The sequence below is a fragment of the Kitasatospora sp. NPDC089913 genome, from assembly GCF_044748625.1.
GTDB lineage: Bacteria > Actinomycetota > Actinomycetes > Streptomycetales > Streptomycetaceae > Kitasatospora.
In genome coordinates, this window is record NZ_JBIVGI010000004.1 from 111603 (window position 1) to 125798 (window position 14196).

Sequence of the window (14196 nt, forward strand, 5' to 3'; positions counted from 1 at the left end):
CCGCCCGGCGGCGCGAGGCGGACGTCAGCGCCGCGAGCGCCGCGCCGCCACCAGCAGGCCGCCGAGGGCGAGGAGCAGAACGGTGACCAGCAGCGCGGGCTTCGGGCTGCCGCTGCCGGTCGGAGGCAGCGGCGGCCGGATCGTCGGAGAGGGGCTCGGCAGCGGCGGCCGGGTCGTCGGACTGGGGCTCGGGCTCGGCGGCCTGCGGACCGTGGTGGTGGTCGAGCAGTCGCCGCCCGTGCCCACCGCCGCCGCCCGCCGCGCTCCGGCGCCGTTCCCGTCGGCGGTGGAGCAGTTGGACCCGTCGGCCGAGAGCCGGTTGACGAGCGTCGCGCCACCCGCCCCGGGCTTCACGGTGACGGTGTAGCTGAGCGTCGCCGTCGCTCCGGGGCGCAGGTCCAGCGTCCACGTCAGCCGGGGCGCCGCGTAGGCCGTCCGCCCGGTGTCGGCGCCGGCGTCCAGACCGTAGACCGCTCCGTCCAGGACCCCGGAGAGGTCGTCGGTGACGACGGCGCCGAAGTACGTGCCACTGGCCCGGTTGGTGGCGGTGACGGTGTACGTGACCCGGTCACCGGGCTTCGGGGCCGCCGGCGTCGCGTGCTTGGTCAGCAGCAGGTCGTGCCGCACGGTGATCGGCACGGTCGGGGTGGCCACCGCAGTGCGTTCGGTCGCGTCCGGGTCGGGCCCGCCGGTCACCACCACCGTGTTGACCGGGACGGCCGTGACATCCGCGTCCAGCGTGCCGGTGAGCGTCCAGCCCACCGTGCCGCCGACCGGGATCTCCACGGCGGGGCAGGTCGCCGTCCCGTCCGCGACCGGGCAGGCGGCGCCGTCGTCCGCCGCCATCGAGGCGTCGTGCACCCCGGCGGGCACCCGGTCGGTGACCACGACGTTCCGCGCCCGCGAAGGCCCGTGGTTGGTGACGGTGACCCGCCACCGGATCCGCTGCCCGGCGACGACCGGATCGGTGAGCAGCACCTTGGCGACGCTCAGCCGCGCCTGTGCCGACGGCGACCCCGAGGGCGAGGCGACCGCCGTGTGCGTCGGCGTGGCCGGGTCGGGGCCGCCGGTGACCGTCACGGTGTTGGTGGGCGTGACCGTGGCGTCCGGGGCCAAGGTGCCGGTCAGGGTCCAGGTCCGGGTCGCCCCGACCGGGATCCCGACGGGCGGGCAGACGGCGGTGCCGCCGGAGATCGCGCAGGCGGTGCCGTCGTCCGCTGCCATCGAGGCGCCGTTCACGCCTGCGGGCACCCGGTCCGTGACCAGCACGTCACGGGCCACCGAGGGGCCCCGGTTGGTCACCGAGACCTGCCACTGGATCCGCTGCCCGGGCACGACCGGATCAGTCAGCAGCGCCTTGGAGACCGAGAGGCGGGCCTCCTGCACCGGCTCGACGGACGGGCTGGCGACGGCGGTGTGGGTGGGTGTCGCGGGGTCGGGTCCGCCGGTGACGGTGGCGGTGTTGGTCGGGGTCACGGTCGTGTTGGCGTCGAGGGTGCCGGTCAGGGTCCAGGTCCGGGTTTCCCCGGCGGGGATCTCCACGGCGGGGCAGGTTGCGGTCTTGTTCGTGATCGGGCAGGCGGTGCTGTCGTCGGCCGTCATCGAAGCGTTGGACACCCCGGTGGGTACGCGGTCGGTGACGACGACGTTCCGTGCTCGGGAGGGTCCGTTGTTGGTGACGGTGACGCGCCACTGGATCTGCTGTCCCGGGACCACCGGGTCGGTGACCAGGATCTTGGCGACGACGAGGTTGGCCTGCGGTGCGGGGGTTTCGCTCGGTGAGGCGATGGCGGTGTGGGTCGGGGTTGCGGGGTCGGGCCCGCCGGTGACCGTCACGGAGTTGGTGGGAGTGACCGTCGTGTTGGCGTCGAGGGTGCCGGTGAGTGTCCAGGTCGCGGAGGAGCCGGCCGGGAGTTCGACGGCGGGGCAGGTGGCCGTCCCGCCGCTGATCGGGCAGTTGGTCCCGTCGGCGGCGGTCATGGATGCGTTGTCGACCCCGGCGGGAACGGTGTCGGTGACGACGACGTCGCGGGCGCGGGAGGGTCCGTTGTTGGTGACGGTCACTTGCCACTGGATCTGCTGACCCGGCACGACGGGGCTGGTGAGCAGAACCTTGGACACCGTGAGGTCGGCCAGTGGCGTCGGAGAGTTGGTCGGCGAGGCAACCGCCGTGTGGGTGGGTGTCGCGGGGTCGGGTCCGCCGGTGACGGTGGCGGTGTTGGTCGGGGTCACGGTCGTGTTGGCGTCGAGGGTGCCGGTCAGGGTCCAGGTCCGGGTTTCCCCGGCGGGGATCTCCACGGCGGGGCAGGTTGCGGTCCCGTTCGTGATCGGGCACGCGGTGCTGTCGTCGGCCGTCATCGAAGCGTTGGACACCCCGGTGGGTACGCGGTCGGTGACGACGACGTTCCGTGCTCGGGAGGGTCCGTTGTTGGTGACGGTGACGCGCCACTGGATCTGCTGTCCCGGGACCACCGGGTCGGTGACCAGGATCTTGGCGACGACGAGGTTGGCCTGCGGTGCGGGGGTTTCGCTCGGTGAGGCCACGGCGGTGTGCGTCGGTGTGGCCGGGTCGGGCCCGCCGGTGACCGTCACCGTGTTGGTCGGCGTGACCGTGGCGTCCTGGGCCAGCGTGCCGCTCAGCGTGTACGAGGCGGTCTCCCCGACCTCCAGGTCGATCGCCGGGCACGTGGCGGTGCCGCTCGCGACCGGGCAGACGGTGCCGTCCTCGTCCGAGACCATCGAGGCCCCCGACACCCCGTCCGGGACCCGGTCCGAGACGACGACGTTCCGGGCTCGCGAAGGACCGTCGTTGACCACGGTCACCCGCCACTGCACGGTCCGGCCGGGCACTACCGGATCGGTCACCAGCACTTTGGAGACCGTCAGCTTCGCCTGCGGGGTGGGCGTGTTGGTCGGGCTGGCGACGGCGGTGTGCGTCGGGGTTGCGGGGTCGGGCCCGCCGGTGACCGTCACCGTGTTGGTCGGCGTGACCGTGGCGTCCTGCGCCAGCGTGCCGCTCAACGTGTACGTGACGGTCCCGCCGACCGGGACCTCGACCGGTGGGCAGACGGCCGTGCCGTCCGTGACCGGGCACGCCGCGCCCGTCGCGTCCGGCGAGAGCGAGGCACCGACGACACCTGCCGGGATCCGGTCGCTCACCACGACATCGCGGGCCAGGCTCGGCCCGTTGTTGGTCACGCTGATCCGCCAGGCGATCGACTCACCGGGCACGACCGGGTCGGTGAGCAGCGCCTTCGACACGGTGAGGTTCGCCCGCGGCTCGACCGTCTCGCTGGCGTGCGCTGTCGCCGTGTGCGCGGTCGCGGTCGGATCGGGTCCGCCGGTGACGACGGCCACGTTGACCGGGGTGCCGGTCGCCGCCGGGTCGAGCGTCCCGCCGACGGTGTACGAGACGTTGCCGCCGGCCGGGATCTCCACGGCCGGGCAGGTCGCCGTCCCGCCGCTGATCGGGCAGTTCGTTCCGTCGTCAGCGGTCATCGCCGGGTCGGTCACCCCGGTGGGCACCTGGTCGGTGACGACGACGTTCCGGGCCCGTGAAGGACCGCGGTTGGTCACCGTGACCCGCCACTCGATCCGCTCTCCGGGCACGACCGGGTTGGTGAGGAGCGCCTTGGCGATGCTCAGGTTCGCCTGCGGTACGGGCGAGTCGGTCGGTGAGGCGACGGCGGTGCGGGTGGGCGTGGCCGGGTCGGGTCCGCCGGTGACCACCACCGTGTTCGTCGGGGTCACGGTCGCGTCCGGCGCGAGCGTAGCGGTCAGCGTGTACGAGGCGGTCTGTCCGACCTCCAGCTCGATCGCGGGGCAGACCGCCGCCCCGTCGGTGATCGGGCAGGCGGACGCGTCGGCGTCCGACTGGAGGACGGCGTCGGACACCCCGGCCGGGATCCGGTCGGTGATGACGACGTTGCGCGCCTTGGACGGACCGTTGTTGGTCACGGTGACCCGCCACTGGACGACCTCGCCCGGCACGACCGGGTCGGTCACCAGCGCCTTGGCGACGGTCAGGCGCGCCAGCGGCGAGGGCGAATCGGTGGGCGAGGCGACGGCGGTGTGCGTGGGTGTCGCCGGGTCGGGTCCGCCGGTGACGACCGCCGTGTTGGTGGGCGTGACGGTCGCGTCCTGCATCAACGTGCCGCTCAGCGTGTAGGAGACCGTCTGTCCGACCTCAAGGTCGACTGCCGGGCAGACGGCCGTGCCGTCCGTGATCGGGCACACGCTTCCGTTGGCGGCCGTCATGCTCGGCCCGCCGACCCCGGCCGGGACGGTGTCGGTGACGACGACGTCGCGGGCGCGGGAGGGTCCGTTGTTGGTGACGGTCACCTGCCACTGGATCTGCTGGCCGGGGACGACGGGGTTGGTGAGCAGGACCTTGGAGACGGTGAGGTTGGCCTGCGCTGTGGGCGTGTTGGTCGGGGTGGCGACGGCGGTGTGGGTGGGTGTGGCGGGGTCGGGTCCGCCGGTGACGGTCGCGGTGTTGGTCGGTGTGACCGTGGCGTCCTGGGCCAGTGTGCCGGTGAGTGTCCAGGTCAGGGTCTGGCCGACGGGGATTTCGACAGCGGGGCAGGTGGCTGTGCCGTTGCTGATGGGGCAGTTGGTTCCGTCGGCAGCCGTCATCGCCGGGTTGTTGACCCCGGCGGGAACGGTGTCGGTGACGACGACGTCACGGGCCCGGGAGGGTCCGTTGTTGGTGACGCCGACCCGCCACTGGATCTGCTGGCCGGGGACGACGGGGTTGGTGAGCAGGACCTTCGACACGGTCAGATTGGCCTGCGGCGCGGGCGTGTTGGTCGGGGTGGCGACGGCGGTGTGGGTGGGTGTGGCGGGGTCGGGTCCGCCGGTGACGGTCGCGGTGTTGGTCGGTGTGACCGTGGCGTCCTGGGCCAGTGTGCCGGTGAGTGTCCAGGTCAGGGTCTGGCCGACGGGGATTTCGACAGCGGGGCAGGTGGCGGCGCCACCGTTGATCGGGCAGTTGACCCCATCGGCATCCGCCTTCATCGAGGCGTTGTCGACCCCGGCGGGAACAGTGTCGGTGACGACGACGTCACGGGCCCGGGAGGGTCCGTTGTTCGTCACGCTGACCCGCCACTGGATCTGCTGGCCGGGGACGACGGGGTTGGTGAGCAGGACCTTCGACACGGTCAGATCGGCCTGCGGCGTGGGCGTGTTGGTCGGGGTGGCGGCGGCGGTGTGCGTCGGGGTTGCCGGGTCGGGTCCGCCGGTGACCGTCGCGGTGTTGGTGGGCGTGACCGTCGTGTTGGCGTCGAGGGTGCCGGTGAGCGTCCACGTCATCGTGGAGCCGGCCGGGATCTCGACGGCCGGGCAGGTCGCCGTACCGCCGGTGACGGGACACGGAGTGCCGTCGGCCGCTGCCATTGAGGCGTTGCCGACGCCGGCCGGTACCTGGTCGGTGACGACGACGTCCCGGGCCCGGGAGGGTCCGTTGTTGGTGACGGTGACCCGCCACTGGATCTGTTGCCCGGGGACGACGGGGTTGGTGAGCAGCGCCTTGGAGACGGTGAGGTTGGCCTGCGCTGTGGGCGTGTTGGTCGGGGTGGCGACGGCGGTGTGGGTCGGGGTTGCGGGGTCGGGTCCGCCGGTGACGGTCGCGGTGTTGGTCGGTGTGACCGTGGCGTCCTGGGCCAGCGTGCCGGTGAGGGTCCAGCTCAGCGACGAACCCGCCGGGATCTCGACCGCCGGGCAGGTCGCGATGCCGCTGCTGATGGGGCAGTTGGCCCCGCCTGTATCAGCGGTCATCGTCGCGCCGTTGACGCCCGTCGGCACCTGGTCCGTCACGACCACGTTCCGGGCGCGGGACGGGCCGTTGTTGGTGACGGTGACCCGCCATTGGATCTGCTGCCCGGGGACGACCGGGTTGGTGAGTAGTACCTTCGAAGCCGTCAGGTTGGCCTGCGGCATCGGCGTGTTGGTCGGGCTGGCGACGGCGGTGTGGGTCGGGGTTGCCGGGTCGGGTCCGCCGGTGACCGTCACCGTATTGGCCGGCGTGGAGGTTGCGTTGGCGTCGAGGGTGCCGGTGAGCGTCCACGTCATCGTGGAGCCGGCCGGGATCTCGACGGCCGGGCAGGTCGCGATGCCGCCGGTGATCGGGCAGTTGGTCCCGCCCGTGTCGGCGGTCATGGTCGCGCCGGTGACGCCGGTAGGCACCTGGTCCGTCACCACGACGTTCCGGGCGCGGGACGGGCCGTTGTTGGTGACGGTGACCCGCCATTGGATCTGCTGCCCGGGGACGACCGGGTTGGTGAGCAGCACTTTCGAAACCGTCAGCTCGGCCTGCGGTGAAGGCGAGGTGGTCGGCGAGGCGACCGCCGTCCTGGTGGACGCCGACGGGTCCGGGCCGCCCGTGACCGTCACCGAGTTCACCGGCGTGGAGGTTGCGTCGGAGGCGAGGGTGCCGGTCAGCGTCCAGGTCTGCGAGGAGCCGGCCGGGATCTCGACGGCCGGGCAGGTCGCGATGCCGCCGGTGATCGGGCAGTTGGTCCCGCCCGTGTCGGCGGTCATGGTCGCGCCGGTGACGCCGGTCGGCACCTGGTCCGTCACGACCACGTTCCGGGCCCGGGACGGGCCGTTGTTGGTGACCGTGACCCGCCACTGGATCTGCTGCCCCGGGACCACCGGGTCGGTGAGCAGGACCTTGGAGACGGTGAGGTTGGCCTGCGGCGACGGCGAGCCGGAGGGGCTGGCTACGGCGGTGTGGGTCGGGGTTGCGGGGTCCGGTCCGCCGGTGACCGTCACCGTATTGGCCGGCGTGGTGGTGGCGTTGGCGTCCAGGGTCCCGGTGAGGGTCCAGCTCAGTGACGAACCCGCCGGGAGCTCGACCGCCGGGCAGGTCGCGATGCCGCCGGTGATCGGGCAGTTGGTCCCGCCCGTGTCGGCGGTCATGGTCGCGCCGGTGACGCCGGTCGGCACCTGGTCCGTCACCACCACGTTCCGGGCCCGCGACGGCCCGTTGTTGGTCACCGTCACCCGCCACTGGATCTGCTGCCCGGGGACGACCGGGTTGCTGAGCAGGACCTTCGAAACCGTCAGGTCGGCCTGCGGCGAGGGCGAGGTGGTCGGCGAGGCCACCGCCGTGTGGGTGGATGCCGTCGGGTCCGGGCCGCCGGTGACCGTCGCCGTGTTCGTCGGCGTCGTCGTCGCGTTGGGGTCCAGTGTGCCGGTCAGCGTCCAGTTCAGTGCCTGTCCGGCCGGGATCTCGACCGCCGGGCAGTTCGCGACGCCGCCGGTGATCGGGCAGGTGGTGCCGTTCGGCGCGGTCATCACGGGGTTGTCGACCCCGGCCGGGACGGTGTCCGTGACGACCACGTTCCGGGCCCGTGACGGACCGGCGTTGAAGACGTTGACCCGCCACTCGATCCGCTGCCCGGGCACCACCGGGTTGGTCACCAGGGACTTGCTGACGGTCAGGTTGGCCTGCGGTGAAGGGCCGGCGGTCGGCGAGGCGACGGCGGTGCGCGAGGACGCGGAGGGGTCCGGTCCGCCGGTGACCGTCACCGTATTGGCCGGCGTGGTGGTGGCGTTGGCGTCCAGGGTCCCGGTGAGGGTCCAGCTCAGCGACGAACCCGCCGGGATCTCGACTGCCGGGCAGGTCGCGATGCCGCCGGTGATCGGGCAGTTGGTCCCGCCCGTGTCGGCGGTCATGGTCGCGCCGGTGACGCCGGCCGGCACCTGGTCCGTCACCACGACGTTCCGGGCCCGGGACGGCCCGTTGTTGGTCACCGTCACCCGCCACTGGACCGGCTGGCCGGGCACGACCGGGCTGGTGAGCAGCGACTTGGAGACGGTCAGGTTGGCCTGCGGCGAGGGGCTCGCGGTCGGCGAGGCGACCGCGGTCCGGGCGGTGGCGCCCGGGTCGGGGCCACCGGTGACCACCGCCGTGTTGGTGGGTGTGACGGTGGTGTTCGGGTCCAGGGTGCCGGTGAGGGTCCAGGTCTGGGAGGAACCGACCGGAATCTCGACCGCCGGGCAGGTCGCGACGCCGCCGCTGATCGGGCAGTTGGCCCCGTCGACACCCTGCCGCATCGTCGCGCCGGTGACGCCGGCCGGCACCTGGTCCGTCACGACCACGTTCCGGGCCCGGGACGGCCCGTTGTTGGTCACCGTGACCCGCCACTGGATCTGCCCGCCGGGCACGACGGGATTGGTGAGCAGCGTCTTGGAGATGGTGAGGCCGGCCTGCGGCGAGGGGCTCGCGGTCGGCGAGGCGACGGCGGTACGGGTGGCGGCGGACGGGTCGGGGCCGCCGGTGACCAGCGCGGTGTTGGTCGGCGTGGTGGTCGCGTTGGGGTCCAGCGTGCCGGTGAGGGTCCAGCTGGCGGTGCCGTTGACGGGGATCTCGACGGCGGGGCAGTTCGCGGTGCCGCCGGTGATCGGGCAGGCGGTGCCGTCCTGGTCGTCGGCCATGCTCGCGGCGGTCACGCCGGCCGGGACCTGGTCCGTCACCACGACGTTCCGGGCCCGGGAGGGACCGTTGTTGGTGACCTTGACCTGCCACCTGATCTGCTGGCCGGGCACCACGGGGTTGGTCAGCAGCGTCTTCGAGACGACCAGGTTGGCCTGGTTGCCGGGCGGGACGGGGTTGGCGGTGCTGGTGCAGCTGGGGGAGCAGTTCGGGTCGGTGACGCCGCCCGGCGGGGTGACGGTGGCGCGGTTGTCGAGGGAGCCGGTGGCGTCCGCCGGGACGGTTCCGGTGAGGCGGTAGGTGACCTGGGCGCCCGCCGGGAGGTCGACGGTGGTGTTGATGTCGCCGGTGCCGGAGGCGGGGGTGCCGCAACTGCCGCCCCCGGCGGCGGTGCAGGTCCAGGAGAAGTTCCGGATCGTGGTGGGCAGGGTGTCCCTGACCGAGGTCCCGGGGGCGTCCGAGGGGCCGTCGTTCTTGACCACGATGGTGTAGGTGAGCGGTTGGCCGGGCACGTACGGGTTCTTGTCCGGGGTTTTGGTGACCGACAGACCGGTGGTGGGGCGCCCGGGGGTGTCGACGGTGCTGGAGCAGGTCGGACCGCAGTTGGGGTCGGTGCTGGCGGCCGGGCGGGTCACGGTCGCGGTGTTCGACAGCGTACCGGTGGTGGAGGAGGGGACGGTGCCCGTCACCGTGTACGTCACGGAGCTGTTGGCCGCGATCGTGGCGGTCGTGTCCAGGTTGCCGGTGCCGCTCGCGGCGCCGCAACTGCTGCCGGTGCCCCCGGACGCGCAGGTCCAGGTGAAGCCGGACAGCGCGGACGGCAGCGCGTCGCGCACGGCGGCGTTGACGGCGGGCGCGGGTCCGGCGTTGCTCACCACGAAGGTGTAGGTGAGCCGTTGTCCCGGGACGTACGTCACGGGGGAGGCGGTCTTCTTCACGGACAGGCCGACCTGGGTGACCCACTCGAGGACGATCTCGCCGTTGCCGCCGTTGCTGTAGCCGCCGCCGTCGCCGATGCCGCTGGTGTACTGGGCGTCGCCCCGGCCGCCCGAGGTTCCGCCGACGCCGTTGCCGTTGCTGTTGGTGCCGTTGGAGGTCTGTGTGTTGGTGACGCCGGTTCCCCGGTTGTAGCCGGAGCCGCCGCCGCCCATGCCGTTGGCGTCGAGCGTGCCGCCGCGCTGGCAGGCGCCGCCACCACCGCCGTAGTAGCCGCCGCCGCCACCGCCGCCGCCCTCGTTCTGCGGGAAGGGGGCGCCGCGGCCGCCCTGGTACTGGCTGCCGGCGGTGGCGGCCGCGCACGCGGTCTGGGTGGCGGCGGCGCCGCCCGCGGTCTGGGTGCCGCCCCGACCGGAGGCGGCGGGCTGGTTGTCCTGGCCGCCGTTGCTGCCGCCACCGCCGCCGGCCGCCGGCGTGGTCGCGTCGGCGCCGGGCGAGGAGCCGCCGCCGCCACCGGCGATGACCAGCGGATTGCTGCCGTAGGCACCGTTCCACACGGCGCTCATGCCGCCGCCGCTGCCGCCGGTCGCGCCGGCCCCGCCGGACACCGAGAAGCCCTGGCCGCCCCCGCCGCCCCCGCCGTAGGTGGAGGCGGTGCTGTTGAGCCGGCCGCCCTGGCCGACGGTGAGGGTCAGCGACTGACCGGGTGTCACCGCCAGGGTCCCGGTGGTGTAGCCGCCACCGCCGCCGCCGTACTGGCCGGTGTAGTAGTCGCGGGGGGAGCCCGCGCCGCCGGCGCCGAACACCCGGGCGTACACCGCGGTGACGCCGGCCGGCACGGTGAAGGTCTGGTCGGCGCCGCTGTAGGTGACGCGGGCGCAGTTGGTGAAGCTGCCGGTCGGGGTGCACGCGACCTGTGCCCGCTGCTCCCGGGGCAGGCCCTGCGGGCCGTGGGCGGGAGGGGCGGCGGCGAGCGCCAGTCCGCCCTGGGGGACCAGGCACAGGAGCGCGAGCACGCCGCGCGTCGCCGTCCGGAACCGACCGCCGAGCAACGACCTCACCGGGGCCATCCGGCGTCTCCTCTCGCGACCGTGCGCGCACGGGCCCAGCTGGGCGGACAACACGACAAATCAGGCGAATGTACGCAGATGAGATCAGAGACTGCCGAGAAGGGGTGCCCATGAGGGCGACCTGATGACGTGTCAGTCGGCTTTTGTGCCGGAATCCGCGCTTTCGGCCCATCCGGGTCACCGTTCGGCGCAGTCGGGTGGAGCGGCCCCGGGGCGGAGTGGGGCGGGGCCGCTGCGCCCGGGACCGGCCCTGGGCGCCCGTCGCCTGCGGCCGTCAGCCGAAGGTCGGCACGGTGTCCAGGATCGCGAGCCGCGCGTTGGCCGTCCTGATGCTGCCGCAGAGCACCTGCGCGCCGCCGACGCGGTAGTCCTCACCGCTGCCGGTGGCCTTGATCGCGGCACCCTGGAGCGAGGTGTACTGCTTGTCCTGGAGATCGTCCTTGCGCAGGTCGCGGACGACGATGAGCTTGCGGACCAGGTCGCCGGCGCCCTGCTGGGTGGCCAGGGCCTTCCTCTGGTCCTCGCCCAGTTTGGCGAAGGCCGCGTCGTTCGGGGCGAAGACGGTGACGTTCTCCATCGAGTCGAAGATGTCCTTCGCCTTGGCCGTCTTGACCAGGGCGGACAACTGGGAGAGGTCCTTGGCCCGGTCGATCGCGCCCAGCACCGGCAGGCGGCCCATCGCGTCGAGGCTGCCCGCGCCGTCGCCGGTCATCGTCGCGCAGGCCTGGCCGAAGGCCTTCTCGGGCGGCGGGGGCGCGACGGCCACCGGGCCGGGCCCACCGGTCCCGGCGTCGACACCGCCGCAACCGGCGAGCGGGGCGACGGCGAGCGCCAGGGCCGTGAGGAGGGCGGGGCGGTGGGTGCGGCGGCTCATACGGGGATCCTCCAGGGGGAACCGGTCGAATCGTGCCGGATACGCCCCAGATGGTGACACCGTACCGAGCCGCCGCCCGGGAGATCCGGCCCGCACGGCAACGCCCGTCACCCGTGCGGAGCCGTCTCCGCCCCCGCCCCCGGCCCCCCGGCCGTCGTCCTTCCCGGGGCGGTGGAGATCACCACGGTCGGCCGGCGGGTTTCCGTGCGGTGAGGCCTCAGCGGACCGCGGGCACACCGTCGGACCGGTCGAGGAGGTGCAGGGCCTGCTCGGCGGGGCTGCCGGGCGGGGCCGTGTAGACCACGAGGACGTGGTGGGCGGCGCCCGGGACCTGGAAGGTCTCGTAGGTCAGCGCGACATCGCCGACGACGGGATGCCGGAAGCGCTTGGGGCCGTGGGTCTTCTCGTGCACATGGTGGCCGGCCCACAGCTTGCGGAAGATGTCGCTGCCCAGCGACAGTTCGCCGACGAGGCGCACGAGTTCCGGGTCGTGCGGGCGCCGCCCGGCGGCCATGCGCAGGACGCCGACCGTGGTGCGCGCGGCCTCGTCCCAGTCGGAGTGGACCTCGCGGGCGTCCGGGGCCAGGAAGATCCGTCGGGCCATGTTCCGCTCGCGCGGCGCCAGGTTGGGGAAGTCGGCGATCAGAGCGGTCGCCGGCCGGTTCCAGGCCAGGACGTCGCTGCGATCGTTCATGACCAGGGCGGGGGAGACGGGGACGGCCTCGACGACCTGCCGCACCGCCGGGCGCAGCATCTCGCTCCGGACGCCGGCCGCTGCCGTCGTCCGGGCCGGGCGGGGCGGCCGGGCCAGGTCGTGCAGATGGGCGCGTTCGGCGGATCCGAGCCTCAGCGCTCGGCCGAGAGCGTCGAGGACCTGGTCGGACGGACGGTCGGCGCGTCCCTGCTCCAGGCGGACGTAGTAGTCGGTGCTCAGCCCGACCAGTTCGGCGACCTCTTCGCGTCGCAGTCCGGGCACGCGGCGGCGGCCGGTCGGCGGCAGGCCCACGTCCGCCGGTGACACCAGGGCGCGCCGCGCCCGAAGGTAGTCACCGAGCCTGTCGCTGATCGTGTTCGTCCCGGCCATGCGTTCCAGTATGGAGGTGCCGGCGGGGGTGCGGCGGCGGGAGGGTGGCCCTGTCGGTCCCAGGGAACGGCGGGTCCTTCATGCGCGGGTGGTCCTCGCGAACGATCGACGTCATGTCCACTCCTTCCGCCCCTTCCGCTCGAACCGGGCACTCCGCCCCGCTCGCCCTCGCTGCCCCTCCTGCCCTCGCCGCCCCGTCGCCGCCACCGTCCCCGGCCCGGTCCGGGACTCGGACCCGGTCCGGGACCCGGACCGGCGGCGGTGGCGGCGACATCGGGCGCGGCTACTGGCCGACGGTGCTCGCGGTCGCCTCCGCCGGAGTGATGCTGCCGTTCTCCGTCACCGGGGCGGCGGTCGCCCTGCCGGACATGGCCGCCCGGCTGGGCTCCTCGACCGGCTCCGCGCAGTGGATGCTGAACGCCTTCAACGTCACGTTCGCCGCCCTGCCGCTCGCGGCCGGCGGCCTCGCGGACCGGTTCGGCCGCCGCCGCGTCCTGCTGACCGGCATCGCCCTGGTCGGTGCGATGTCGCTGCTGGTCGCACTGTCGCCCTCGATGGCCCTGGCGGACGCGGCCCGGGCGGTCCAGGGATGCGGTGCGGCGGCCGTCCTGGCCTCGGGCGCGGCGGTACTGGCTCACGCCACGTCCGGCCGGCGCCGACAGCTGGCCTTTGGGATCCTCGGCACGTCGTTCGGCACGGGCCTGGCGATCGGGCCGCCGCTCGCCGGGGTCCTGGTCGAACTGGCCGGCTGGCGCTCGGTGTTCCTCCTGGTCGCGGTGATGTCGGTGCCCGCCTGGTTGTGCGCGACCCGCGCCCCGGAGTCCCGCAACCCCGCCGGGACCGCCCTGGACCTGGCCGGGCCGGCCGCCTTCACCGCCGGACTGGCCTTCCTTTCGCTCGCCTTCGTCCGGGCCGGGGCCGCGGGCTGGGCCGCACCGGGCACCCTGCTGCTGCTCGCCGCGGCCGTGGCGCTGGTGGTGCTGTTCGCCGCGGTGGAGGTCCGTCTGGGCGAGCGCGCGATGTTCGACGTCCGGCTGTTCCGCAGGCCCGAGTTCGCCGCGCTGGTCTGCCAGCCCTTCACCGTCACCCTCGGCTTCGTCGTCCTGCTGGTCTACCTGCCCGCCTACCTCCAGGGCGTCGCCGGCCGTTCGACCTCGGCCAGCGGACTGCTCCTGCTGCCGATGACCGCACCGGTGCTGCTCCTGCCGCTCGCCGCCGCCCGGCTGGCCGCGCGCACCTCCGTGCGGGCGGTGCTGACCGCCGCCTCCGTGCTGATCGTGGTCGGCGCCCTGCTCCTGACGACCCTGCGCGGCGACGGATCGTGGCCGGCCCTGGCGCTTCCGCTGCTCCCCTTCGGCATGGGCGTCGGGCTGGCGTTCGGAGTGATGGACAACGCCGCCGTCGGCACCGTCCCGGTCGAGAACGCCGGCGCCGCGGCGGGCATCTTCAACACGATGCGGATCACCGGTGAGTCGGTGGCCGTCGCCGGCGCGGCCGCCCTGCTCACGACGCTCACCGCCGCCCGGTCGACGGGCGGCGGCCTCCCCTCCGAGGCCGCGACCCGGCTGGCCGGGCACGCCGTCCAGGGCCGGGTGGACGAGGCCCATCGCGCCGCGCTGGCCGAGGGCTTCACCGACGCCTTCCACACCCTCGGCCTCGTCCTCGCCGCCCTGTCCGCCCTGGGCGCCGTCCTCACCTGGTGCGCGCTCGCACCGCGCCGCTCCGCGGACCGAGCCCGCGCACCCCGTCCGTAGCACTCGGCCGTGGCCCTCGCCCGTACTCCTCGGCCGTATCC

At 73.8% G+C, this 14196-nt stretch carries 4 protein-coding genes; 1 reads left to right on the forward strand and 3 read right to left on the reverse strand.

The window, feature by feature from the left end:
• Positions 1-24: 24 nt before the first annotated feature.
• The 3 genes from ACIPYS_RS08720 to ACIPYS_RS08730 all read right to left on the reverse strand — a co-directional run bounded on the left by ACIPYS_RS08720 (position 25) and on the right by ACIPYS_RS08730 (position 12401).
• Positions 25-10443 (reverse strand): hypothetical protein, encoded by a 10419-nt coding sequence (locus tag ACIPYS_RS08720; RefSeq protein WP_400744861.1) that lies wholly within the window; start codon positions 10441-10443, stop codon positions 25-27.
• 274 nt (positions 10444-10717) lie between these two features.
• Complete coding sequence (locus ACIPYS_RS08725) at positions 10718-11317, reverse strand: fasciclin domain-containing protein (protein ID WP_400744863.1); 600 nt, start codon at positions 11315-11317, stop codon at positions 10718-10720.
• Between the two features lie 217 nt (positions 11318-11534).
• Entirely contained in the window at positions 11535-12401 is an 867-nt protein-coding gene (locus tag ACIPYS_RS08730) for a helix-turn-helix transcriptional regulator (RefSeq protein WP_400744864.1), read from the reverse strand.
• Between the two features lie 113 nt (positions 12402-12514).
• Here ACIPYS_RS08730 and ACIPYS_RS08735 point away from each other — a divergent pair, with 113 nt between their 5' ends.
• Positions 12515-14155, forward strand: a complete 1641-nt coding sequence (locus tag ACIPYS_RS08735) for an MFS transporter (protein WP_400744866.1) — start codon at positions 12515-12517, stop codon at positions 14153-14155.
• Positions 14156-14196 lie beyond the last annotated feature (41 nt).

What these genes read in the sequence shown, in the direction of transcription:
- ACIPYS_RS08730 (WP_400744864.1), bottom strand. Translation starts at nt 12,401, where the DNA reads ATGGCCGGGACGAACACGATCAGCGACAGGCTCGGTGACTACCTTCGG.
- ACIPYS_RS08725 (WP_400744863.1), bottom strand. Translation starts at nt 11,317, where the DNA reads ATGAGCCGCCGCACCCACCGCCCCGCCCTCCTCACGGCCCTGGCGCTC.
- ACIPYS_RS08720 (WP_400744861.1), bottom strand. Translation starts at nt 10,443, where the DNA reads ATGGCCCCGGTGAGGTCGTTGCTCGGCGGTCGGTTCCGGACGGCGACG.
- ACIPYS_RS08735 (WP_400744866.1), top strand. Translation starts at nt 12,515, where the DNA reads ATGTCCACTCCTTCCGCCCCTTCCGCTCGAACCGGGCACTCCGCCCCG.